The following is a 22,705-nucleotide window of genomic DNA, read 5'->3' on the forward strand; positions in this document are numbered from 1 at the left end:
GTGGAAGGGCGCGATGTGAGGTGACACTTCCGCTTCGGGCGGATGGTGCGCGGATGACAACTTTTCAGGCGGGTGGTTTCCGGCCTGCCGCGGCCGTGAGCCGCTCGACGACGTCGTCCAGGGTCAGCCGCGCGGGTTCGGTGCCCTCGACGAACTCGGTCAGCAGCCGGCAGAACCCGTCCGGATCGGACACATGTGGAAAGTGTTTCGCGTTTTCCCGCACGGTCAATCGGCCGTTCGGCAGCAGTTCGGCGGTCCGTCGTCCGTGCGCCACCGGGATGAGCGGGTCCCGCGCGCCCCAGACCAGCAGCGTCGGTACGGCCTCGGCCAGGTAGAGCTTCTCGACGGCGCTCGCGCGCTGCCCGCGCAGGTCGATGAGGCTGCGCGCGATGAACAGGAACGCCCGCCGCCGCGCGGGGTCGGCCAGCGAGCCGAAATGCCGGGCCAGCTCCCGTGTTTCGATTTTCCACGATCCGCCGAGCCGGCGCCCGAGCCGGGCCGCGGCCCGCGCGATCGCGAGCGTCACGCGGTTCACCGCCAGCGCCAGCACGGCCGGCGCCCCCGGCAACGCCGTGGCCCGCAGCACCGGGCTCCCCTCCGGGCCCAGCCCGGCGCTGCCGACCAGCACCAGCCGGTCGCACATTTCCGGGAACTGGTAGGCGAACTGCATCGCGACGCCGCCGCCGAGCGAGTGGCCGACGACGGTCGCGTGCCGCACGCCCGACACCGCCAGCACGTCCCGTACGGTGCTCGCCATCGCGCCGAGGCCGTAGTCCGCGCGCGGTGCCTCCGACGCGCCGTGGCCGGGCAGATCGGGCGCCAGCACGCGGCGGCCGAGCGCGGCGCACCGCGCCAGCACCGGTGCCCAGGTCTCGGCGCTGCCCGCGATCCCGTGCAGCAGCACGATCGCTTCGTCGCCCGCAGCCGACGGCGGCGTGTGCTCGTGCAGCCGGATCCGGCGGCCGTGGAGGGTGATCGTGTACGTCTCGATGGTCATCGGCGGCCCTTTCTCGCGAACCCGAAAATAGGGCATCCGACTACTTGCGCCCGATGTGGCGAACACCACTTCCGCCGAATGCACGCGAGCATGACAAGAACGGGGGAGGAAAGGCGATCGCGGGTACGAGTTTTCCCGGATTCACCGGTAATGCGTATCGACATTCCGCCGGTATCCGCGTATTCCTCGAAGGCATGGTCGCAATGACGCACCGGACGCAGTGATGTCCTGCCGCGCGAGTTTCCACGTCACCCACCAGCCGCCGCGGCCGGGACGCCGTGCTTGGCGGCGCGTGCTGCCGATGCCGGTGCGCGCGCTCGACCGCCTGGTCAGCGCTCCCGTTCACCGTCCGGCCGGTGCGCGCGCATGAGCCGCTGAGCCCGCAGGGCGAGCTGCATGCCGAGGCGGTCGTCGGCGTCCTTGAGGCGGTCGCCGAACAGCTCCTCCAGCTGCCGCAACCGGTTGCGCACGGTCTGCGGGTGGACGCCGAGGCGCTGCGCGATCTCCGGCGCCCCGCCGCGCGTCTCCAGCCAGGCCAGCAGCGTCTCGCTGAGCCGCTCACGCTGCTTCTCGCTGAGGGAGGCGAACGGGTCGAGGCTCTGGCGGGCCAGCTCGGCGGCCAGGAAGTCCTCCGCGAGCAGCCAGAGCGTGGCGAGGTGGTCGCGGCACCAGATGATCGGGCCGGGGATGTCCGGGCCGGACAGCAGCAGCGCCCGGCGGGCGGTGCGCAGCGCGGCCGGGGCGTCGGCCAGCGGCACGGTGGGCGACACCGCGGCCCGCCAGCCGTCGAGCTTGGCTTCCAGCGGCGCGAGGTCGGCGTCGGGATCGCGGGTGAGCAGGTGCGGCTCGGAGCCGTCGAGGTCGGCCAGGACGCCGTCGCCGAGCAGGTCGGCCGGGAAGTCGGCGGCGTCGGGACCGCGTTCGAGGGCGACCATCGCGGCGGTCTCCGGCAGCGGCCAGCCCGCGCCGCCGGCGAGCCCGGCGATGCTGGTCGCGGCGCCTTCGGGACCCTGGACGATCAGCTCCAGCAGCCGCCGCCGCCGGACCGGGACGGCGCCCTCGGCCTCGGCCTGCGCCTGCTGGTAGCCCTCGATCGCGGTGGCGCACAGCTCGTCGACGTAGGCGAAGATGGCCTCCGCGGCGACCGAGATCACGGCCGGGTCGACGCCCGCGGCGACGACGCCGGGGTGCATCGCCCGCCAGGCCACCCGGGCCCCGATGGTGGCGCTGTCCTGCAGCGCGTCGAGGTTGCGGCCCTCGGTGAACTCGACGCGGCCGCGGCCGCGGTAGAAGTCGGCCCAGTGCTCGTGGGCCAGGTCCGGCTCGCCCATCGAGTCGACGCAGTGCTGCACGGCGTACTCGACGCTCCTGACCAGGACCTTCCCGAACACGCCCTTGAGCGGCTGGCCGTAGGCCGGGACCGTGCGCTGGACCTCCTGGATCATCGAGGCCGCGGCGTGCCCGACGTGCGGGCGCAGGCCCGCGCCCAGCGCGCGCGGCAGCGAGGCCAGCAGGCGGAAGCTGCGGTACTCGACCACGAATCCCCCTTCGAGTTCGTCCGGGCGGAGCAGAGCGTATCCGACGGTTGTGTCACTGAAAAATCAACGACGTGTTCCCGGAAAGGGTGACGCGATGGCGTCCTTTTGACACGGACGGGTGGGCGTTCTACGCTCCGTGTCAGGTGGTGGGGGGTATTTCTGGGCCACCAATTCCCGAGTGGAGGACCGAATTTCCATGCGCGGTTCCGCTGCCTCGGACGGCTCCGTGTGGGCCCGGCTGCCCCACGAGCTCGCCGACGCGGTGCGCCCGCGGATCCCGGAGATCGCCCGGGCCTGCGTCGACGGCATCGCCGCCGAGATTCCGGAATATTCCGGGAGTTTCGGCCGCGGTCCTTCGCGGACCGAGGCGATCGAGCAGGCGCGGCGCGGGATCGAGCGGGACATCGACCGCGTCGGCACGCCCGCGATGTGGCAGGCCGACCGGCTGGCCGAGTTCCGCGGGCACGGGCGTACGGCGTTCCACAGTGGTCTGAGCCGCGAGGCGGTGCAGGCGGCCATCCGCGTGTCGAGCCGGGTGACGTGGCGGTGGATCGCCGACATCGCCCGGGATGCCGGCCTGTCCGGTGACGTCCTGTACGGCGCGGCCGAGGGGATGTTCGCCGACGTCGAGACGTCGATGACGGCGGTCGCCGAGGGCTACCGCGCGGCCGAGGCGGCGATGTCCGGCACCGGCGAGCGGCACCGCCGGCTGCTGCACGCCCTGATCGGCGGCCGCACACCGGCCGAAGTGGACGGTCTGCTCGCGGCGTCCGGGCTGCCGGTGCCTTCGCGGGTGGCCGCGGTGGCGTTCCGGGCGCTGCCGGGCGCGCCGGAGTTCCCCTCGGGCTTGCTGCCTTCGCACGTCCCAGCCGATCCTTCGGGGAGTCCGCCTTCCGCGCTGACGCCGGCCCCGGACACGGACCTGACGGGGCTGGCTGCGTTGCCGGCCGGCTGGCTGGCGGCGGTCGGTCCCCTGGTTCCGCCGGTAGCGGCCCCGGAGTCGTTCCGGGTGGCCCGCCGCGCGCTGGATTTGGCGGCGCGCGGGCTGCTGGACGCGCCGGGCCCGGTGGTGTGGTGCCGCGACCACCTGACGACGCTGTTGCTGCTGGCGGACGAGTTCCTGGTGGCCCAGCTGGCATCGACGACGTTGGAGCCGCTGGCCGGGTTGTCGGGGCGGCGGCGGGAGCAAATGGCGGAGACGTTGCTGGCGTTGGTCCAGACTCGGGGGAGCGCGCCTGAGCTGGGGCGGCTGCTCGAGTTGCACCCGCAGACGATCCGGGCGCGGTTGCGGAAGCTGAGCGAGTTGTTCGGGGCGCGGTTGGACGACCCGGGGGAGCGGTTGCGGCTGGAGCTGGCGCTGCTGGCGGAGCGGGCACTGCCGGGCGAGGAGTGAGCCGGGGCGGCCGGGCGGGGAGGGGGCCCCGCCCTTCCCTGGGGGGCGTGCCCTGGTCCAGTCTACCGGCCGGGCACGACGGAAACCGGGGATTGCCGGTCGAGCGCCCGAGGCGTCCACAATCGCGCCGGGCTGTGGACAAACCGGCGCTTCCCATGGTCGCGAATGACTCATTCGCGGCGCCGGAGGTCCCCAATGACTCATTCGCGACACCGCGCCCCGGCCGAAGTGGCCCGGTTCGCCGGGTGTCGATTGGCTCTGGGGAGCAGGCCTTTGCCGTCCTAAGCTGCCCGCATGACCGGATTGCTCGCCCAGCGGCTGAGCCAGGCCTCCGACAACGCCGTCGCCATGTGGACCGCCCTCGCCCGGGCTCGCGGTGACCGCGTCCACGAGCACCCCACCTTCACCGCCATCGACGGCCGCCGGTTCCGGATCATGGTCAGGACCGCCACCCCGGACCACGCCGAGCTGACCGCGCTCGCGAACCGGCAGCGGGAAAACGGCCGGACCGTCGTCGTGGAAGATCCCTTCCGAAGCCTCGACCTCAGCGAAACCGGCATGACCCCGCGGCAGCTGCCCGTCATGGTCCGCGAACCCGCGCCTGTGCCGGACGAACCCGGTGTCACCCGCGCGAAGACCCCCGCTGAACTGCGGAAAGCCGAGGACATCATCGTCCACGGCTTCCCGCTGGAGGAGTACCAGCCGCTCGCGCCCGGGAAAGTCTTCCCGGCCGGCGCGCAAGGCCAAGTCTTCTTCCTCAAAGGGGACCAAGGCGCCTGTCTCGCCATGGCCCACGGAGGTGTCGCCGGCGTCTACTGGGTCACCACGATGCCCGAACACCGGTCGAAAGGCGTCGGGCGCGCCCTCATGCACGCCGTTCTACGGCACTTCGAGGACCGTCCCGTCACGCTGACCGCCTCGCGGTCCGGGAAGCCGCTCTACGACAAGCTCGGCTTCACCACTCTGGGCGACGCCGACTGGTGGCGTTGACCCTGGGAACACCCACCGCCGGTAGCCGTACCAGCGGAAGGCCGTTCCCGACAAAGTGCCGAGCACCATCCCGGCCACGAAGTCCGCGACCTCCTGCGCCAGGTAGCTCACGTGCGGGACCGACAGGTGCAGCGCGTACCGCGAGACCAGCGGCGGCACCAGGTTCACGGCTACCGCACCGGCGTTGACCACGAAGAACAGCATTGCCTCGCGCGTCCGCCGGTGGCCGCCGCGGCCCGCGAACGACCAGCGCCGGGACAGCAGGTAAGCGAACGCCGTCGAGGCCACCGTCGCGCAGAAAAGCGCCGTCACCGGTTTCTCACGGAACACGGTGAGCTTCAGGCTGTAGTCGCCCAGTAGGGTGACCCCGTACGCGGCCAGGCCGACGACAGCGAAGCGGAGCAGCTCTCGCGGCTCGGGCATGGTTCCTCCAGGTGGCGCCGACAGGGTGGAGGTCTTTCGATGGCACGCACGGGCGGTGAGGGCGAACTCCCCTCGGTCGCCGAGCTGGTGAACCTCTCGCAGACGAAACCGCTGATGATCCGCGGTGACCTCGACGCGATGCTCGCCGAGGAAGCAGCGAAAGCCGAGGAAGCGGCTCCCGAACCCCGGCCCGATCCGCTCGCCATCCTCGACGCCGAGCTGGCGGCCCCGGAACCCGAAGACGAACGTCCCCGGGAAGCGCCGCCCGCAGATTCCCACCGGACCAAGCCGTACGTCCTCGCCGCGGGCGCGGCCGTCGCGCTCGGGCTCGCCGCCGTCGTGCTGTTCCAGCCGCATCAGGTCGGCGGGACGGCCACGCCGCCGCCGGGCGCGGCCGTCCCCGTCGCGCCGCCGACCTCGAGCGACGCCGTGGAGACGATGAGCGCCTCGGCGGCGCCGCCCCCGCTCACCGCCGAGGTGCACGACACGCCGGTCCGGACCACGAGCGCGCCGGCCGCCGCGGGGCGCAAGCCCGCGCGCCCCTCGACGTCGCCGCCGCCGGCCCAGGACACCTGGCAGCAGTACGTGAGCTCGGTGATCAGCTCGTGGCAGCAGCAGCACCCGCACGGCAGGCCGAACCGCTGATCAGCAGCTCGACGTCGCCGGCTTCCCGGCGATCCGGTCCTTGACGAACGCCAGGACGTCGGCGTTGCCGGTGTAGACCAGCGTGATGTGGTCGGTGTCGTAGGTCTGCCACGTCTCCGCCACCCCGGCCGCGCAGTACGCCTTGTGCAGCGCGTCGGCCTGCGCGAACTGCACCAGCTGGTCGCCGGTGGCGTGGTACTGGAACACCGGGACGCGAGGCGGGCTGCCGCCGAGCTTGTTCTCGTTCAGCCGCGCCACCCACGCGGGCTGGATGTAACCCGGGCCGGTGGTGTAGTCCGCGATCTTCTGGTTCGCGTACGTCGTGAGCAGCTCGAACGTGCACGCGCTCTGCTTCATCTCGGCCAGTTTCGCGCGGCCGTTGTCGCTGAGGAACGAGTCCAGCTGCAGCTCGGGGTAGGCCTGGTCGAGGCCGAGCAGGGCGTAGGCGAACACGCCGAACCCGGATTTCCCGTCGAGCTGCAGCGTCACCTGGACGAGGTCGGCCGGCACCCCGCCCGCCGCGATGCCGACGAGGTTCAGCTCCGGCGCGTACGCCGGCTGCAGCTCCCCGGCCCACGCCGCGGCGCCGCCGCCCTGGGAGTACCCCCGGAAGACGACCTTCGACGTCGTGGACAGCCCGGCCGCGGTGAGCCGCTGGGCCGCGCGGACCCCGTCGATCACCGCCGGGCCTTCGGACCGGCCCACCACGTACGTCGTCTTCGGCGTGCTCTGGTAGCCCTCGTAGTCCGGGACGGCGACGGCGTAGCCCGCGTCGAGCAGGTCGTCGAGGCCGGGCTGCTCGTAGAACGCGCCGATGTCGATCATCTTCGACGGCGTGCAGCCGAACGCCGGGCCGTGCGTGCCGGGGTCGAACGAAACGATCGGCGCGGTCGCGCGGTCGGCGTTCTTCGGGACGAGCACGGTCCCGGTGACGGCGTCGGGCTGCCCGAGCGCGTTCGTGGACAGGTACATCACCTGCCACGCGTCGACGGATGCCTTGCGCGGGCCCGCGTTCGATGTCCGCCAGCGGATGACGTCACCCGGCTTGCCCGCGGGCAGCGGCGACGGCGGCGTGGAGAAGGAGTCGTCGGAAGGGCCGGGAGCCGGTGCCGCCGAAGCCGCCGGGGTGAGCGCCGCGGCGACGACCAGCGTGACGACCACGGCGAGCGCGCGGCGCGTCACGAGCCCGTCCCGTAGACGCGTTTGCAGGTCGCGGACTCGCTGAAGGCCAGGTTCAGCTCGGGGTTCGCCTTGAGGTCCTTGATCGGGCCCTCCGGGTCGGCGAGCCGGCCCATCGTCGCGTCGGCCTCGGAGATGACCTGGCGCAGGCTGGGCTGGTCGGTCACCTTCGCCTGCTCCATCTTCGTCTTCGTTTCGCCGAGCTTGGTCTTCGTCTCGGTCAGGTTGCCGGTCGCTTTGTCCACGACGGACTGTCCATCCGGGACGGGCGGGACGCCGGCGGTGCGGAGTCCGCCGGCCATGTCGTCGAGGGCCGAACCCAGGCGGCCGAGGAAGTCGACCATCGCGTCCCGGGTCCGCACCGGGTCGGCGTCGTCGACCGCCGGTGGCTGCGACAGCTTCGCCGAGCCCGCGGCCACGCCGGCGCACACCTTGTCGACCCAGGCCAGCGCCGCGGGGTCGGCGTGCCGGCCGGGGTCGGCCGGGGCGTCCGACCCGCAGGCGGAGCACGACAGAAGCGCGGCCGCCGCCATTGCGAGCACCGCGCTGTGCATTCTTTTCATGGGTTTCGAAGCTACGCGGCGCGGTTGTGCGCGAGCAAGGAGAGAATGCCCGGTTGGCATCCGCGTCAACATTTCGCCGCGAGGAATTGTCACCCGCGTCAGCGGTCCGGCGACCGCGCCGTGCTGGGCAAACCTTCCCGCGCCTGCTAGGAACCCGGGCCGGGCGACGTGCCGGTGTGACAATTTGCCGGTATGGCGTGACGTTTTCACCAAAAGCTCTTGATTGCCGCCATCGGCGCTCGTTAGCTTACGGTCGGTCGCGATTCTCGCAGAATGTGCGCGCCGTTTCGTATCACTGTTGATACACGGAAGGACCATCGTGAGTCACCCAAGAGGCAAGAAGAAGACGGTCGCGGCCGCCGCGGCCACGGCCGCGGTGGGGCTCGTCGCCACCGCACTGGTGGCCGGGGCGCAGACCAGCGCCGCCGACCCGATCTCGCTGACGCTGAACTACCACTGCACGCTGCCGCTGGTGGGTTCGCAGTCGCTGAAGGTGGTGATCAACACCGACCTGCCGACCACGGTGAACACCGGCCAGCCGACCGGCGCGTTCGACATCAAGGCGGTGTCCACCATCAACGCGGACACCGTCGCCGGCCTGAGCCTGATCGGCGCCACGACGATCGAGGGCACCGCGACGGCCGCCGCGACCGTCGCCGCGCCGAGCCTCAACCTGCCGGTCAACGTCCCGATCACGCTGGACAAGACGACCATCCCGGCGTCGGGCGAGCTGAACATCAACGCGGCGGGCAAGACGCCGTCGCTGACGTTCACCCAGCCCGGCCAGGCGAAGATCACCGTCGGCGACCTGAACCTCAAGGTCACCCCGCGCAAGGCCGACGGCTCGGTCACCGGCATCACCCCGGACGGCACGATCGACGCGCCCTGCACGCAGGACGCCGGCCAGGCCAACACGCTGGCCACGATCACCATCAACGGCGGCGGCACGACCCCGCCGACCACCAACCCGCCGACGACCACGCCCCCGACCACGACGCCGCCGACGACCACCCCGCCCACCACGACCCCGCCGGGCGGGGGCATCAAGTACTCGTTCGGCATCACCGGGTCGACGTCGCTGAAGTCGCTCGGCAGCACCGCGCCGATCACCGGCTCGTTCGACGCCGACGTCAACCTGTCGGCCAAGACGTTCGTCGGCGACCTGAAGCTGGACCCGACGCACACCGACTTCAAGCTCCTCGGCTTCCTGCCGGGCAGCTCGGACGTCAAGGTCGTGCAGAACGGCCCGCAGACCGGTGAGCTGGTGGGCACCGGCTTCAAGGCGCACATCAAGTTCGACACCTTCCTCACCACGGTCAACCTGTTCGGCATCCCGATCAGCACCGACCCGAAGTGCGGCACGGTCAGCTCGTCGACCAGCGAGATGACCACCGGTGCCGACTTCGACCTGCTCAAGGGCGGGAAGCTCGCGGGTACCTACTCGCTGTCCGCGCTGCAGAACTGCGGTCCGTTCAACGACATCGTCAGCGCGTTCGCCAAGAGCGACGGCAACTCGCTGGATCTCGTGCTCGCCAAGAAGTGACCCGGACTGCCGGCCCCCGTCGCGCCGCGGCGGGGGCCGGTGCCACGCCCCGGAAGGGAAAGCCCGTGCCGAAAGCCCGGTCGTCGCTCGCGGCGGCCCTCGCCTGCCTGGTGCTGCCGCTCGTGGCCGCGCCCGCGGAGGCGTCGACGCCGATCGACAAGAAACTCAGCTTCACCTGCCCGTTCCCGTTGATCGGCAAGCAAACGCTGGACGTCGAGGTCAAGGCGTCCTTCGAGGTGCCCTCGGCTCCCGGCGGCACGTTCACGACCGCGGACCTCTCGGTCGCGGTGACCGTGCCGGACAAGTCCACCCGCGGCCTGGCCCTGGTCGGCGCGGCGAGCATCGAAGGGACGGCGTCCGCAGGGGTGACGCTGGCCAACGGTGCGCTGACGCTGCCGCTCGCCCTGCCGCTGACGGTGGCGAAGACGCCGGTGCCGCCCTCGGGTCCGTTCACCACGCAGGCGGCCGGCTCGGTCCCGCCGGTGCGGCTGCCGAACGCGGGCAAAACAACAGTCGCCATCGGGGACTTCAGCACCCGTCTGACGCCGAAGAAGGCGGACGGCTCGTTCACCGGGCTCGGCTCGTTCACCTCGGACTGCACGCTCGATGCCGGTCAGGACCCGGTGCTGCTGAGCTTCGACCTCGGCACGTCTTCCCACGACTACGGCGTCACCGGCACGACGACGCTGAAGGCGCTCGGGGCGACCGCGCCGCTCACCGGGTCGTTCACGGGGTTCAGCCCGGCGTTCGACCGGACGCGGGCGGAGTTCAAGGTGCTCGGGTTCGTGCCCGGGACGGCCGACCTGCAGTTCAGCCCGGACGGTCCGCAGACCGGCGAGCCGATCGGCGACGGGTTCGTCGCGCACGCGAAGCTCGTGCTGGCCCTGCCGCAGGTGACGCTGTTCGGGCTGCCGGTCGCCGACGCGGGCTGCCGCGCGAGCGCGCCGATCCCGGTCGACCTGAAGACCGGCAGCGGCTTCGTGCCGGCTTCGGGCGGACCGGTGAGCGGGGAGTACACGATCCCGCCGCTGACCGGGTGCGGTGCGTTCACGGCGTACCTGAGTTCGCTGGTCCAGGGACCGGGCAACCCGTTCGCGCTGACGTTGACCGCACGCTGAAAGAAGTCCCCCGGCGTTGTCGATTCCCCCGCGGCCCGCGTGACGGGTAGACAAGGAACCGACGACCAGGAGGAACGGACATGGCGCAGTACGCGGTGCTCATCTACGAGCGGGTGGCCCCCGAGGACCTGCCGAAGGAGATCATGGACCGGCACATGGGCCTGCCCGACCGGATCGGCGCGCTGGGCGGGAAGGTCACCGCCGGCCTGGCCCTGCAGCCCAACGAGACGGCCACCGCGATCCGCGGCGACCTGGTGACCGACGGCCCGTTCGTGGAGACCAAGGAGGTGCTGGCCGGGGTGTACATCCTGGAGGCTCGCGACCTGGACCACGCGCTGGCCTGCGCCAAGCTGACGCCGGTCGTCGAGGGCGGCGTCGAGGTCCGGCCGCTCGTCGACTTCCAGGTGGTGCCGGACTGAAGTCCGTCAAGGACGCCGTCGCCGAGGCGCACCGTCGCGAGTGGGCCTACGTGCTCGCCGCGACGGTGCGGGTCACCCGCGACCTCGACGAAGCCGAAGAGGCCGTCCAGGACGCCTACCTCCAGGCGCTGAAGCGCTGGGCGAGCGACGGCGTCCCGGACCGGCCCGGCGCGTGGCTGACCACGGTCGCGCGCCGGACCGCGCTCAACGGCGTCCGGCACCGCGAAGTGCTGCGGCGCAAGCTGCCGCTGCTGGTCGAGCCGGACGCCGCCGAGCCGCCCGAGCCCACCGGGCCGATCCCGGACGACCGGCTCCGGCTCGTCTTCACCTGCTGCCACCCCGCACTGGCGCAGGAAGCGCAGATCGCGCTGACGCTGCGGCTGGTCTGCGGCGTCGCGACCGCCGACATCGCGCACGCCTTCCTGGTGCCCGAGCCGACGATGGCGGCCCGGATCACCCGCGCCAAGAAGAAGATCGCCGCCGCGCGGATCCCGTACGCGGTGCCTTCGGCCGAGGAGCTGCCGGCGCGCGTATCCGTCGTGCTGACCGTGCTGCACCTGCTCTACTCGGCCGGGCACACGGCGCCGTCGGGCGACGACCTCGTGCGCGACGAGCTGACCGGCCGCGCGCTGGACCTGGCGCGGATGCTGCGGGCCCTGCTGCCCGCCGACACCGAGGTCGCCGGGCTGCTCGCGCTCCTGCTGGTCCACCAGGCCCGCCGGGCCACCCGGACCGACGCCGCCGGACGGCTGCTGCGCCTCGAAGACCAGGACCGTTCGCGCTGGGACACCACGATGATCGCCGAGGCCGACCGGCTCGTCGTCGAGGCGCTCGAGGGCGGTCCGCCCGGGCGGTTCGGCGTCCAGGCCGCGATCGCCGCCCTGCACGCGCAGGCACCCGCCTACGCCGAAACCGACTGGCCGCAGATCCTGACCCTCTACGACGTGCTGCTGCGCCTGTGGCCCTCGCCCGTGGTCGCGCTCAACCGGGCGGTCGCGCTGGCGATGGTGGACGGCCCGGCGGCGGCGCTGGCCGAGATCACCCGGCTGGAGGACGGCGGCCGGCTCGCCGGCTACCGCTACCTGCCCGCCACCAAGGCCGACCTGCTGCACCGCCTCGGCCGCGACGCCGAGGCGGCCGAGGCCTACCGGGCCGCGCTCGCGTTGAGCGACAACGCCGTCGAGCAGGAGTTCCTCGCCGCGCGGCTCAGCGGCGCCTGAGCAGCAGGACGTACGCGGCGGCCGAAAGGACCAGCGCGGCCAGGAAGAACGCGCCGTGCACGACGGCGCCCGCGGAGACGTCCCCGATCAGCTGCAGCACCAGGTCCGCGAGGCCGAAGACGCCGACGATCGCCAGCGCGACACGGGTTCCCTTGACCCCGCGGTGCACGCCGAGGACGAGCAAGGCCCACAGCCCGGCGCAGACCACGTACGCGAGGATCGCCACCGGGAGCGGGACAGCGGCCTCGACAGCCGTCCGGCGCCCGCCCAGCAATGAGCCGAGGAACCAGCACGCCGTCGCGCCCCACCAGGCGAAAACGGCGCGAGGGGACATTCCCGCAGCGTAGAACCGGACCGCCGGATTCCGGCACGGTCACGACCCGAACCGTTACCCGCCCGGTGTCACGCCGGGGTGCTATAAAGCGCTACCTGTCGTGGGAGCGGTTCCACGGCCGTAGGCGGCCGCCGCCGGTCCGCTAGGGTGATCGTCTGGATGTGCTGGCTCACGAGCAGCCGAACGGGAGAAGCCGGTGACCGCCGCGCACGACTCATCGTGGGACTCCAGCACCCGCTTGCGCGTGCTGCTGGTCGAGGACGACGACGGCGACGCGCTGCTGGTCGAGGAGATGCTGGCGGACACGTCCGTGCCGTTCTCGCTCGAACGCGTCGAAACGCTCGCCGCCGCGCTGGCCGGCCCGCTCACCGCCGACTGCGTCGTCCTGGACCTGCAGCTGCCCGACGCCATCGGCCTGAGCGGGCTGACGAAGCTCGGCCAGCACGCGCCCGGCGTCGCGGTCGTCGTCCTGACCGGGCAGCACGACCAGGCCACCGGTGTCGCCGCGGTCGCCGCCGGCGCGCAGGACTACCTCGTCAAGGACCAGGTGGACGGCCCGCTGCTGGTGAAGGCCCTGCGCTTCGCCCGCGAACGCAAGCGCGCCGAGCAGGTCGAGCAGCAGTTCCTGCAGCAGCAGCTGCTCGCCCGCGAGAACGCGCGGCTCGAACGCGGGCTGCTGCCCGTCCCGCTGCTGCGCGACCCGCACCTCGAACTGGCCTCCCGCTACCGCCCGGGCCGCAACGGTTCCCTGCTGGGCGGCGACTTCTACGACGCGATCGAGCTCGCCGACGGCACCGTGCACATGATGATCGGCGACGTCTGCGGCCACGGTCCGGACGAGGCCGCGCTCGGCGTCGCGCTGCGGATCGCGTGGCGCTCGCTCGTGATGGCCGGCCTGCCGATGGCCGACGTGCTGAGCATGGTCGAGCGGGTCATGGTGCACGAGCGGATCGAGCCGCTGTTCGCCACCGTCTGCATGGTCGTCGTCGCGCCGGACCGAAGATCCCTGCGCCTGTCGCTGGCCGGGCACCTGCCGCCGCTGCTGCTCACCCCCGGCGACGGGCACCTGCTCTCCGGGAGGGGACTCGGCGTCCCGCTCGGCGTCGTCGAAGGCACGAAGTGGGAGGCCGTCGACGTGCCGCTGGAACCGGGCTGGTCGCTGCTGCTTTACACCGACGGCGTGTTCGAGGGCCGCGTCGGCGCCGGGTCGGAACGGCTCGGGCACGAGCGGATGGCCGCCATCGTCCTCGAGATCCAGCACCAGGCCGGGCTGGCCGGGACCGACCTGCTCGACGAGCTGATCGCCCGCGCCGAGCGGCTCAATTCCGGCCCGCTCGACGACGACGTCGCCCTCGCCCTGCTCAGCCACCACCCGGGGGAGCCCGCCCGATGAGCGCTGAAGCGCGCGGCTGGTCGATCAGCCGCTGGTTGACCCTGCTCGCGGTGACCGAAGCCGTGCTGCTGCTCGCCGCGCTGGTCGGCGGCGGGATCGCGATGAGCAACCTCACCGACGCCCGCAACCGCCTCCTCGACGTCATCGCGCCGCAGCGGCTCGGCGCGCTCCAGCTGTCCACCGCGCTGCTGAACCAGGAAACCGGCGTCCGCGGCTACCAGCTCGGCCGGCAGCCGGACTTCCTGACCCCGTACACCGACGGCGTCCGCGCGCAGGCCGACGCCGTCGCCCAGCTGCGGCAGTACGGCGCGACACCGGGCACGCAGATCGGCGAGGACCTCGACGCGGTCCTGCGGGCCGCTTCGGCGTGGCAGGCGACGGTCGCGCCCACCATCGCGCCGGGTGCGGCCCCGGTGACCCCGGCCCAGGTCGACCGCAGCCGCACCCGGTTCGAGGAGGTGCGCAAGGCGCTCGACGCCCAGATCGCGCACCTCAGCGCGATCCGCGACACCGGCCGCGTGGACCTGGACGCCGCGGCGAGCTTCCTGACCGCCATGCTCGTCGCGGTCGCCGTGCTGGTCGTCCTGCTGTTCATGGTGCTGTTCCTCGGCCTGCGGCAGGTCATCACCCGGCCGATCCTGCGGCTGGCGGGCGAGGTCCGCCACGTCGCCGACCAGGACGTCCGCCGGCCGGTGAACGGGGGCGGGCCGCGCGAGATCGCCCAGCTCGGCGCCGACGTCGAGGCCATGCGGCAGCGCATCCTCGACGAGGTCGCCGAACTCGAGCGGGCGCACGCGATGCTGGACCGCCGGACGCGCGAGCTGGAGCGGTCGAACGCCGACCTCGAGCAGTTCGCCTACGTCGCTTCGCACGACCTGCAGGAGCCGCTGCGGAAGGTCGCGAGCTTCTGCCAGCTGCTCCAGCGGCGCTACCAGGGCCTGCTCGACGAGCGCGGCGAGCAGTACATCGAGTACGCCGTCGACGGCGCGAAGCGGATGCAGGTCCTGATCAACGACCTCCTGGCGTTCTCGCGGGTCGGCCGGAAGCCGGGCGAGCACGTCGTGGCCGACGCGGGCCGGCTGGTCGACGACGCGCTCGCGAACCTGGAGGTCGCGCTCTCGCTGAGCGGCGGCAAGGTCGACCGCGGTGAGCTGCCCGAGGTGCGCGTCGAGCCGGCGCTGATGACGGCGGTGTTCCAGAACCTGATCGGCAACGCCCTGAAGTTCAAGGGCGAGACGCCGCCGGAGGTGCGGGTCGCCGCGGACCGCGACGGCGACGACTGGGTTTTCACCGTGTCGGACAACGGGATCGGCATCGACGCGGAGTACGCCGAACGGGTGTTCGCGCTGTTCCAGCGGCTGCACACCCGCAGCGCGTACCCGGGCACCGGCATCGGCCTGGCCCTGTGCCGGCGGATCGTCGAGTACCACGGCGGCCGGATCTGGCTCGACACCGAGGCCGAGGGCACCACGTTCCGCTTCACCATCCCGGCAGGCGAGGACAATGGGGACGCATGACGCAGGCGCATGAGCCGATCGACATCCTGCTCGTCGAGGACGACCCCGGCGACGTGCTGATGACCCGCGAGGCCTTCGAGCACCACAAGATCCGCAACGCGCTGCACGTCGCGAGCGACGGCGTCGAGGCCCTCGAGTTCCTGCACCGGCAGGGACGCTTCGGCGAGGCGCCGCGACCGGGGCTGATCCTGCTCGACCTCAACCTGCCCCGCAAGGACGGCCGGGAGCTGCTCGGCGAGATCAAGCAGGACCCGGACCTGCGCTCCATCCCGGTGGTCGTGCTGACGACGTCCGAAGCGGAGGAGGACATCGTGCGCAGCTACGACCTGCACGCCAACGCCTACGTCACCAAGCCGGTCGACTTCGAGAAGTTCGTCGAAGTGGTCCGGAAGATCGACGATTTCTGGGTCACGGTCGTCAAGCTGCCACCCCGGTGAGGGCGCCGATGGCGTGGCGGCGGAGTTTGGGGCACCATAAAGCGCCGTGACCTCATCATCCCGGGATCTCCCCGCCGTCGAGCTGGCGGTCACGCTCGACTGGCGGGACACGGCCGCGGTGCTGTGCGTGGCGGGGGAGATCGACCTGCTGAGCGCGCCGGAGTTCGAGGAAGTCGTCGACGTCGTGCTGGCCGGCGAACCGCGGACCCTGGTGGTCGACCTGCGCGCGGTGACGTTCTTCTGCTCGGCGGGCCTGCAGGTGCTCGCGGCGGCGCACCGCAGGCTGCCCGAGCGCGCGCTGCGGGTGGTGAGCGACTCGGCGGTGACGTCCGGACCGCTGAAGACCACCGGCCTGGACACGTGGATCGGCATCCACGCGACGGTCGACGAAGCGCTGGCCCAGTGACGAGCCCGGAGAGGCAATCGATGGACGAACCCCCGGGACCGTTCCGCCGCCACGGCGTGCAGGCGGTGCCTCAGGCTCTGCGGAGCCTCCGGCACGACCTGATGGCGTGGGTCCTCTCGGCGGGCGTCGACGCGGGTCGCGCGCAGGACATCGTGCTGGCGAGCTACGAGGCGCTGGCGAACGTCGCCGACCACGCGTACGACGGCGCGGGCGCCGGAGCGGTCGACCTCGACGCGTCGGTGCACCCGGACCGGATCGAGGTGGTCATCACCGACCAGGGGAAGTGGCGCACCCCGGTGCTGGACCCGCGCCCGATTTCGGTGCGGGGGCGTGGGTTGATGCTGCTGCGCGCGAGCGCCGACCGGGCGGACATCTCGTCCGGCGAGGCGGGGACCGTGGTGACGCTGGCGTGGGACCTGGTGCCCGTCCACCCGTCGTGAGCATTCAGGGCGGTTCTAACCCGCCCTGAACACTCACGACAAGCTGCGGCAGACCGGACTAGCTGTGCGTCACAGCACCGGTCTTCGGGTCCAGCGTGACCTTCTTGGCCTCAGGCCACCAGAAGTTGAACATCCCCGTCATCGACCCCGCGCGGGAGTCGAACGACGCGTCGCCGATCCGGCCGGCGAACCAGTTGTCCTCGACGAACTTCAGCACCGAAGTCTGGTCCGTCAGCGTGTGGTCGACGTGGTTCACCTTGCTGTACGGCGAAATCACCAGCAGCGGCAGCCGCGGGCCGTAGCCGCAGCGGTCGGCGTACTTGCCCACCGTCGTCGGCTTGCCCGTGCACACCGCCTGGTCCTGCGACGCGTCGTGCGAGCCGTTGACGACCTTGGACTGCTGGTGGTCGTACCAGCCGTCGGAGTCGTCGTAGGCCAGGACGATCGCCGTCGACTTCCAGTCCGGCGACTGCTGGATCTTGTTGATCTCACCGACCACGAACTGCTGCTCGTCCAGCGGGTCCGAGTAGCCCGCGTGGCCGTCCTGGTACTCCGGGGCCTTCAGGAAGCTGACCGCGGGCATCGAGCCGGCCTGCAGCGCCGCGTCGAAGTCCGCCGTGTCGTACTGGTGGTTCGCGCGGTCGGTCTGGCCGATCGCCTGCACCGACGACGGCGGGAGGTGCTTCGGGTTCGCCGTCGACGGGTAGTACTGGAACGGCTCGTGGTGCGGGCTGTAGTCCACCGCCGCGTTGCCGCCGACGTTCGTGTGGGTCTGGCCGCACACCGAGTAACCGTTGGCCGAGCCCGTCGGGCGGAAGCCGCCCTGGAACCAGCCCCACGTCACGTGGCGCTGGTTGAGCAGGTCACCGATGTTGCGGCCGTGCATGGTGGCCAGGTTGTCCGTGCTCGTGTGGTTCTTGTCCGAGCAGTCGTCCCACGCCGGGTCCGGGTCGTTGATCATCGTGCCGATGCCGTTCGCGTCCGGCGACTGCACGGCGTACGCGTCGCTGACCGGTTCGTGCGTCACCGGGTTCACCGCCTGGACGCCATGGGTGTTGCCGGAAATCAGGTCGATCGCGCCCGGGCTGGACGGGCCGAACACCGTGTTGAACGAGTTGTCGTTCAGCGCGTAGTGCTGCGCGTAGTTCCACAAGCCCGTGACGGTGTTTCCGTCGAAGTAGTCCATCACCAGGCCGGGCTCGCCGAAGAGCACCGGCTGGCCGGTGCACTTGTCCGTCTCGGTCTTCTCGACGAACTTGTCCATCTTGCCGCCGTTGAAGGCGGCCTGCTCGGCGCCGTAGTTGTGGTTCTGGTCGCAGGTCAGCGCCTGCTCGTGCGTGAGCCGCTTCGGGTTGTACGCGTTCGGGTTGTCGGTCAGCAGCTTGTGGTCCAGGCCGTTGACCTTCGGGGTGTTGCGCGCGGCCTGGAACGGGGTGCCGTCCGTGTTGGCCGCGTTCGGGTAGGTGCCGAAGTAGTGGTCGAACGAGATGTTCTCGCCGAAGATGACCACGACGTGCTTGATCGGCGTGGCCGTGGGGATCCCGTGCGCGGGGAACAGGTTCAGCGGCTGGGCGTCCGCGGTGCTCGCCGCGGAACCGGTGACGGCGGCCAGCACACCGACCGAGGCGAGTGCCCCGGCGCCGAGCAGGCCGCGCCGTCGCCGGCGGGGTCGAATATCCACAGTGGATTCCTTTCGTGGTGGTTTCGCGGTCAGGCGAGCAAAGAGCGGCCGAAGTGGTCGTCCGGGCCGGTGACGCCCGGCAGCGCGAAGAAGTAGCCGCCGCCGAACGGGGAGATGTAGTCGGTCAAGGGTTCGTCGGCCAGCCGCGTCTGCACCGCTTCGAACTGGCGCTCGAGGTCCTGCTGGTAGCAGACGAAGATCAGGCCCATGTCGAGGTTGCCGTTGCTGTCGATGCCGCGGTCGTAGTTGACCGCGCGGCGCAGGATCCGGCTGGCGTCGGTTTCCGGCGTGCGCGGGTTGGCCTTCCGGATGTGGCTGGTCAGCGGGATCACGGTGCCGATCGGGTCGTCGGCGTAGCGGGGGACGTCGGTCTCCTCGGTGCCGTCGAGCGGGGCGCCGGTGTCGCGGCGGCGGCCGAACATGTTCTCCTGCTCGGCCAGCGAAACCCGGTCCCAGAACTCGACCAGCATCCGGATCAGCCGGACCACCTGGTAGCTGCCGCCGGCGGCCCAGGCGGGTTCGTCTCGGGTGGACGTCCACACGAGACGGTCGAAGTCGGCTTCTTCCGGGTTCACGGTGCCGTCCTTGAAGCCCATCAGGTTCCGCGGTGTCCCGGCCGGCCGCGGCGGCGAGCTGAACCCGTTGAGCTTCCAGCGCAGCTGCATGCCGCCGCGAGTCGCGCGGGCGATGTCGCGCAGGGCGTGCAGCACGGTGTCGGTGGAGTTCGCGGACAGCGTGAGGCTCAGGTCGCCGTGGCACTGCGCCGGGTCGAGGGCGTCGTTCGGGAACATCGTCATCGGCTTCAGCTTGGCGGGCTTGAGCTTCGCCAGGCCGTACCGGTCGTCGAACAGCGACGCGCCGACGCCGAGGATCACGCCCAGGTCCCCACCGGGCACGACGGGCCCGAGCACACCGGAGTCAGCGGGCGGCGCGGTGATGCCGAGGGCGGCGGGCGCACCCCCACCGGTGAGGAACCGCGCCCGGTCGGTGACGGCGCGGAAGAGCTCGGTCAGCTCGGCCTTCGACCCGGCGACGACGTCGAATGACGCGACGATCGTCTGGGTCGGCGGAGTCCGCAGGATGGCGGCCTGGGTGTTGCCGTGGAAGGAAACGGGCGCGGTGCTGTCGGTGGCGCCGGCGGAAGCCCCGAGCCCGGCCCCGGCGGCGACCGTGAGTCCGGCGCCCATGGCGGCGCGGCGGAGGAAGGAGCGGCGGGGAACGCCGGTGGTGGGCGGCTGGGCCGGGTGCGGCACGGGACAGCGGGGCTGGTCGGTCACGAGGCCCTCCGCGGCCGGGTGGTGGCGGCCGTGGCCTTGCGCACCGGGTTCTCGCGAGGCCGGTTCATCACGAAACCCTCCTCGGCTCCGCGATCGCCGCGATCGGGGCCAGCAGCTCCGTCAGCTCGCTCACGTCGGCGTTCAGCTTCTGCCTCTCCTTCTGCGGCAGCTGCGCCAGCGGTGTCCAGCTGCCGTCGGGCCGGCGGGCCGCGTCCAATGCGGACTGGGTGCGCGTCAGCCAGCTGTCCACCTTGGACAGATCCGGGTACCTCGGCGTCAGCAGCGGGCGGAGCACGTCCAGCACCGCGCGGGTGCCGTCGAGGTTGGCGCGGGCCGTGGCCAGGTTGGTGCCGCTGCCGTAGTCCGTGCGGCCCGTCAGCTCGAACTGCAGCGTGTTCTCCACGATCTCGTGCGCGCGCAGGCCGAGGTCGTTGCCGTCGACCTGGCTGTCGCCGAAGGACGTCTGCAGCGCGTGCGCGTCCGTGTCGAGCTGGTCGGCCACCGGGCCGAGCGCGCCCAGGTCTTCGCCGTGCCACAGCCCCTGCTCGAGGCGGTGGAAGCCGGTGAAACCCGCGTCTGCTGTGCCGTCCGGGAGGCCGTCGGCGGTGCCGTTGAGCGCGCCGTCGGAGTCGCCGAACGCGTCGTACGCCGCGCCCAGCCGCTCGTACGTCAGGTGGGCCGTCAGCCACGCGGCTTCGCTCGCCGCGCGGTCGCCGCCGTGGACCGCGTTCTTCAGCGCGCCCGTGTTCGCGACCAGCTCGCCGAGACCCGTCGTGACGTGCTGCTGGTAGGCCTTGAGCGGCCCGAGCAGGTCGTTGTGCGTCACCGGCGCGACACCCGGGCCACTCCGCTCGGCGCCGCCGCTGATCCGCACGGCCGGCCCGACGATCGCGCCGGCGTCCTCCGGCAGGCAGCGGAACGCGTAGCTGCCGTTGCCGAGGTTGACCTGCAGCGGCCGGGTGGTCGCCGGGCCGAGGCCCTCGACCTCGCCGTAGATCACGCCGGTCGCCGGGTCGATCAGGTCGACCTCGGCCGTGACGGAACCCGTGTTGTGCACGCGGAACGTCTGCGGCCCGGGCTTTGGGTCCGACCAGCCGGTGCCGCACGACGAGCGCGACACCGCGATCTCGGGATCGCCGGCGGCCGCGCTGTCCGGCCAAAACGCCACGACGGCGGCCGCCGCGGCGACCACGACCACGGCCGCCACGCTCCAGCGAGTACGCACTGACCCCGGCACACACTCTCCCCGTCACTCGATCGGACCATTCTCGGTCACGGATTATGCGAGCCTAACGCTCACAAATCCGCAACGGAGGACGCCGAGAGTAGGAAATTCACCGGGACTTCGGCCGGGCGACCACGAAAGGGGGAGAATTCAGACGTTTGCCTGTGCCAGATCTGTCTGGTTAGGCAGGTTCGTCCGGTTGGTCACGCCCGCGGCAGCGGCGAGCCGGTCTCCAGGAGCGTCTTCAGGCTCGACAGCAGGGCCGGCCAGCCCTGGCTGCACATCGCCATGACCGTGCTGCCGGGCTCGAAACCGTCGTGCAGCACCGTCAGCTTCACGCTTTCTCCCTGCGGTTCGAGGGTGAAGGTGACCTTGGAACGGCCTTCCCGCTGCAGTTTCGCGAGGGTTTCCGCGTCGACGCCGGTTCCGTTCGCCCATTCCTCGGTGAACGTGTGCCAGGTGTAGGAAAGCCGGCGGTACGGGTCCGATTCGAGCACGACCTGCTCGGGGTGGCTCGTTTTCGCGCCGCTTTCCGCCCAGACCATCGGCGAGCCCTTTTTCCAGTCGGTTTCGAAAGCGACGCCCCAGTACTGCCGGGTGAACGCGGGATCGGTAAGCGCTTGCCAGAGCTTTTCCGGGGTCGTGCTGATGTAGGTGGTGTACGCGAATTCGTTCATGGGGGTGGCCTCCAGGGCTCGTTTCAGATCGGCCAGCGCGCCGGCCCGCCGCCGGTCGTAGCGGGTCATCCAGCGCTCGGCGATGGCGTTGATCGGCGCGGCGTCGAGGTGGTGCAGCTTTTCGCGGCCGCGCCAGGTCGTCGTGATCAGTCCGGCCGCCTCGAGCACGGCCAGGTGCTTGCTCACCGACTGGCGGGCCATGTCGAGTCCCGCGCACAGTTCGCGCAGGGTCTGGCCGTTGCGCTCGTTGAGCGCGTCCAGCAGCCGGCGGCGGCTGGGGTCGGCCAGGGCCTTGAACACCTCGTCCATCGCGCCTTCCCTCGACATGCAGCCGTTCGGCTGCCTATGCACGATAGGCAGCCGGACGGCTGCATGTCAACCGGGGGTCAGCGGAAGCGGATCACCGTGCTGCCCGCGAGCACGAAGAACACGAGGATGACCAGCGTCCCGGTCTGGCCGCCGGACGACCGCGTGACGACCTGGTCGACCGCGCCGGTCAGCCGCACCCCGCATTCGGCGACGACGGTGTGCCGCCCCGCCTCGATCCGCGTGAACTCGATCGGCGCGGTGAAGGCGCCCGAGGCATCGGTGTAGGCGGAGCCGACCTCGGACCCGTCGGAGGTCAGGGTGACCATCCGGCTCGGCCGGCAGCCCTTCCCGGACGCGGACAGCTCGTCGCCGGGCTGGACGCTCGGCCGGTCGAGCACCAGCTCACCGGGCTTCGGCTCGGTGCTGGTGGTGGCCGGGGTGCCGGGTGTGGCCGGCGTGGTGGACGACGGGGGTGTGGTTGTCGTCGTCGGCGGGGTGGTCGTCGTCGAAGGCGGGGTCGTGGTGGTGCCGGGCTTGGTCGGCCGGGTGGTCACGGGCGGTGCCGGGGTCGTGGTCGGCGGTGGCGGTGTGGTGGTGACCCCGGTGACGACGAAGGTGCCGCTCGCCGTTTCCTTCTGGCTCGTGCAGGTCGCGGTCACCGTGTAGGAGCCCGGCTTCGCGCCGGCGGGCACGGCCGTGGCGAACGATCCGCTGGTCGCCGGAGCCACCTTCGAGCCGAGCGAGGTGCCGGCCCAGGTGAAATTGATGATCCGGCACACCGCGAAACCATTCCAGGAAATGGTGAAGGAACTGCCCGCCGGACCACTCGACGGTTTCAAACCAACCGAAGGCGGAACTTGTGCGCCGGCGTTACCCGCGAACGTGAGCAGGAGTATCACTCCGGCCACGGTGCCGAAAAACAACCGAACCACGAATCGCATTGGGACGTCCCTCCCCGGTGTGTGCTCGCTGTAGCATTCC

The 22,705-nt window shown here is 71.5% G+C and carries 25 protein-coding genes; 14 read left to right on the forward strand and 11 right to left on the reverse strand.

The features are described 5' to 3' along the window. Window positions 1-64: 64 nt before the first annotated feature. Together AB0N03_RS01905 and AB0N03_RS01910 are read right to left on the reverse strand one after the other, a co-directional pair. A complete protein-coding gene (locus AB0N03_RS01905) occupies window positions 65-997 on the reverse strand; it encodes an alpha/beta hydrolase (protein WP_364363810.1) in 933 nt (310 codons plus the stop codon). 329 nt (window positions 998-1,326) lie between these two features. Continuing rightward, window positions 1,327-2,535, reverse strand: coding sequence for a helix-turn-helix domain-containing protein (locus AB0N03_RS01910; RefSeq protein WP_364363813.1), 1,209 nt, complete (start codon window positions 2,533-2,535; stop codon window positions 1,327-1,329). Between the two features lie 196 nt (window positions 2,536-2,731). Between AB0N03_RS01910 and AB0N03_RS01915 the strand changes: the two genes are divergently transcribed. Then, window positions 2,732-3,928, forward strand: coding sequence for a helix-turn-helix domain-containing protein (locus tag AB0N03_RS01915; protein WP_364363816.1), 1,197 nt, complete (start codon window positions 2,732-2,734; stop codon window positions 3,926-3,928). A 294-nt stretch (window positions 3,929-4,222) separates the two neighbouring features. Then, on the forward strand, window positions 4,223-4,918 hold the full coding sequence (locus tag AB0N03_RS01920; protein WP_364363819.1) for a GNAT family N-acetyltransferase: 696 nt from the start codon (window positions 4,223-4,225) through the stop codon (window positions 4,916-4,918). Here AB0N03_RS01920 and AB0N03_RS01925 read toward each other — a convergent pair. Then, complete coding sequence (locus tag AB0N03_RS01925; protein WP_364363821.1) at window positions 4,808-5,341, reverse strand: GtrA family protein; 534 nt, start codon at window positions 5,339-5,341, stop codon at window positions 4,808-4,810. The two genes, AB0N03_RS01920 and AB0N03_RS01925, sit on opposite strands and share 111 nt — an antisense overlap. 39 nt (window positions 5,342-5,380) lie before the next feature. Here AB0N03_RS01925 and AB0N03_RS01930 point away from each other — a divergent pair, with 39 nt between their 5' ends. Then, a complete protein-coding gene (locus AB0N03_RS01930; RefSeq protein ID WP_364363824.1) occupies window positions 5,381-5,986 on the forward strand; it encodes a hypothetical protein in 606 nt (201 codons plus the stop codon). Here AB0N03_RS01930 and AB0N03_RS01935 read toward each other — a convergent pair whose 3' ends face one another. Together AB0N03_RS01935 and AB0N03_RS01940 are read right to left on the reverse strand one after the other, a co-directional pair. Continuing rightward, on the reverse strand, window positions 5,987-7,168 hold the full coding sequence (locus AB0N03_RS01935; protein WP_364363827.1) for a lipase family protein: 1,182 nt from the start codon (window positions 7,166-7,168) through the stop codon (window positions 5,987-5,989). Next, on the reverse strand, window positions 7,165-7,728 hold the full coding sequence (locus AB0N03_RS01940) for a hypothetical protein (RefSeq protein ID WP_364363829.1): 564 nt from the start codon (window positions 7,726-7,728) through the stop codon (window positions 7,165-7,167). The genes AB0N03_RS01935 and AB0N03_RS01940 overlap by 4 nt, the downstream gene beginning before the upstream one ends. 319 nt (window positions 7,729-8,047) lie before the next feature. Between AB0N03_RS01940 and AB0N03_RS01945 the strand changes: the two genes are divergently transcribed. The 4 genes from AB0N03_RS01945 (at window position 8,048) to AB0N03_RS01960 (ending at window position 12,028) form a co-directional block, all read left to right on the forward strand. Next, window positions 8,048-9,271: a DUF6801 domain-containing protein gene (locus tag AB0N03_RS01945; RefSeq protein ID WP_364363832.1), complete on the forward strand. Its 1,224-nt coding sequence runs from the start codon at window positions 8,048-8,050 to the stop codon at window positions 9,269-9,271. A 65-nt stretch (window positions 9,272-9,336) separates the two neighbouring features. Beyond that, window positions 9,337-10,389 carry a DUF6801 domain-containing protein gene (locus tag AB0N03_RS01950; RefSeq protein ID WP_364363834.1) on the forward strand — a complete coding sequence of 351 codons (1,053 nt, stop codon included), beginning with the start codon at window positions 9,337-9,339 and terminating at the stop codon, window positions 10,387-10,389. An 80-nt stretch (window positions 10,390-10,469) separates the two neighbouring features. Further along, complete coding sequence (locus tag AB0N03_RS01955; RefSeq protein ID WP_364363837.1) at window positions 10,470-10,808, forward strand: YciI family protein; 339 nt, start codon at window positions 10,470-10,472, stop codon at window positions 10,806-10,808. 50 nt (window positions 10,809-10,858) lie between these two features. Then, entirely contained in the window at window positions 10,859-12,028 is a 1,170-nt protein-coding gene (locus AB0N03_RS01960; RefSeq protein ID WP_364363840.1) for a DUF6596 domain-containing protein, read from the forward strand. Here AB0N03_RS01960 and AB0N03_RS01965 read toward each other — a convergent pair. Beyond that, entirely contained in the window at window positions 12,015-12,362 is a 348-nt protein-coding gene (locus tag AB0N03_RS01965) for a hypothetical protein (protein ID WP_364363843.1), read from the reverse strand. The two genes, AB0N03_RS01960 and AB0N03_RS01965, sit on opposite strands and share 14 nt — an antisense overlap. Before the next feature lie 196 nt (window positions 12,363-12,558). On the opposite strand from AB0N03_RS01965, the gene AB0N03_RS01970 reads away from it, so the two are divergent. Genes AB0N03_RS01970 through AB0N03_RS01990 form a run of 5 tightly spaced genes read left to right on the forward strand, consistent with a single transcriptional unit; the run spans window position 12,559 to window position 16,555 of the window. Next, the gene (locus AB0N03_RS01970; protein ID WP_364363846.1) at window positions 12,559-13,755 is read left to right on the forward strand and encodes a SpoIIE family protein phosphatase; all 1,197 of its coding nucleotides are present in this window, start codon (window positions 12,559-12,561) and stop codon (window positions 13,753-13,755) included. Then, window positions 13,752-15,272: an ATP-binding protein gene (locus AB0N03_RS01975; RefSeq protein WP_364363849.1), complete on the forward strand. Its 1,521-nt coding sequence runs from the start codon at window positions 13,752-13,754 to the stop codon at window positions 15,270-15,272. The genes AB0N03_RS01970 and AB0N03_RS01975 overlap by 4 nt, the downstream gene beginning before the upstream one ends. Next, complete coding sequence (locus tag AB0N03_RS01980) at window positions 15,269-15,709, forward strand: response regulator (RefSeq protein ID WP_364363852.1); 441 nt, start codon at window positions 15,269-15,271, stop codon at window positions 15,707-15,709. The genes AB0N03_RS01975 and AB0N03_RS01980 overlap by 4 nt, the downstream gene beginning before the upstream one ends. Before the next feature lie 46 nt (window positions 15,710-15,755). Beyond that, window positions 15,756-16,115: an STAS domain-containing protein gene (locus AB0N03_RS01985; RefSeq protein WP_364363855.1), complete on the forward strand. Its 360-nt coding sequence runs from the start codon at window positions 15,756-15,758 to the stop codon at window positions 16,113-16,115. 20 nt (window positions 16,116-16,135) lie between these two features. Next, window positions 16,136-16,555: an ATP-binding protein gene (locus AB0N03_RS01990; protein ID WP_364363858.1), complete on the forward strand. Its 420-nt coding sequence runs from the start codon at window positions 16,136-16,138 to the stop codon at window positions 16,553-16,555. A gap of 58 nt (window positions 16,556-16,613) precedes the next feature. Here AB0N03_RS01990 and AB0N03_RS01995 read toward each other — a convergent pair whose 3' ends face one another. From AB0N03_RS01995 to AB0N03_RS02015, 5 genes are all read right to left on the reverse strand, one after another. After that, on the reverse strand, window positions 16,614-18,236 hold the full coding sequence (locus tag AB0N03_RS01995; protein ID WP_364363861.1) for an alkaline phosphatase family protein: 1,623 nt from the start codon (window positions 18,234-18,236) through the stop codon (window positions 16,614-16,616). 29 nt (window positions 18,237-18,265) lie between these two features. After that, a complete protein-coding gene (locus AB0N03_RS02000; protein ID WP_364364254.1) occupies window positions 18,266-19,423 on the reverse strand; it encodes a Dyp-type peroxidase in 1,158 nt (385 codons plus the stop codon). A 157-nt stretch (window positions 19,424-19,580) separates the two neighbouring features. Beyond that, window positions 19,581-20,738 (reverse strand): EfeM/EfeO family lipoprotein, encoded by a 1,158-nt coding sequence (locus tag AB0N03_RS02005; protein ID WP_364364257.1) that lies wholly within the window; start codon window positions 20,736-20,738, stop codon window positions 19,581-19,583. A gap of 203 nt (window positions 20,739-20,941) precedes the next feature. Beyond that, window positions 20,942-21,724, reverse strand: a complete 783-nt coding sequence (locus AB0N03_RS02010) for a metalloregulator ArsR/SmtB family transcription factor (protein ID WP_364363863.1) — start codon at window positions 21,722-21,724, stop codon at window positions 20,942-20,944. A 77-nt stretch (window positions 21,725-21,801) separates the two neighbouring features. Further along, a complete protein-coding gene (locus AB0N03_RS02015) occupies window positions 21,802-22,050 on the reverse strand; it encodes a hypothetical protein (protein ID WP_364363866.1) in 249 nt (82 codons plus the stop codon). Here AB0N03_RS02015 and AB0N03_RS02020 point away from each other — a divergent pair. Continuing rightward, a complete protein-coding gene (locus AB0N03_RS02020) occupies window positions 22,043-22,390 on the forward strand; it encodes a hypothetical protein (RefSeq protein ID WP_364363869.1) in 348 nt (115 codons plus the stop codon). The two genes, AB0N03_RS02015 and AB0N03_RS02020, sit on opposite strands and share 8 nt — an antisense overlap. 30 nt (window positions 22,391-22,420) lie before the next feature. Next, on the forward strand, window positions 22,421-22,699 hold the full coding sequence (locus tag AB0N03_RS02025) for a hypothetical protein (protein WP_364363871.1): 279 nt from the start codon (window positions 22,421-22,423) through the stop codon (window positions 22,697-22,699). The last annotated feature ends 6 nt before the right edge of the window (window positions 22,700-22,705 follow it).

Origin of the sequence: Amycolatopsis sp. NPDC051061 (genome assembly GCF_040682935.1) — a bacterium.
Taxonomy (GTDB): domain Bacteria; phylum Actinomycetota; class Actinomycetes; order Mycobacteriales; family Pseudonocardiaceae; genus Amycolatopsis.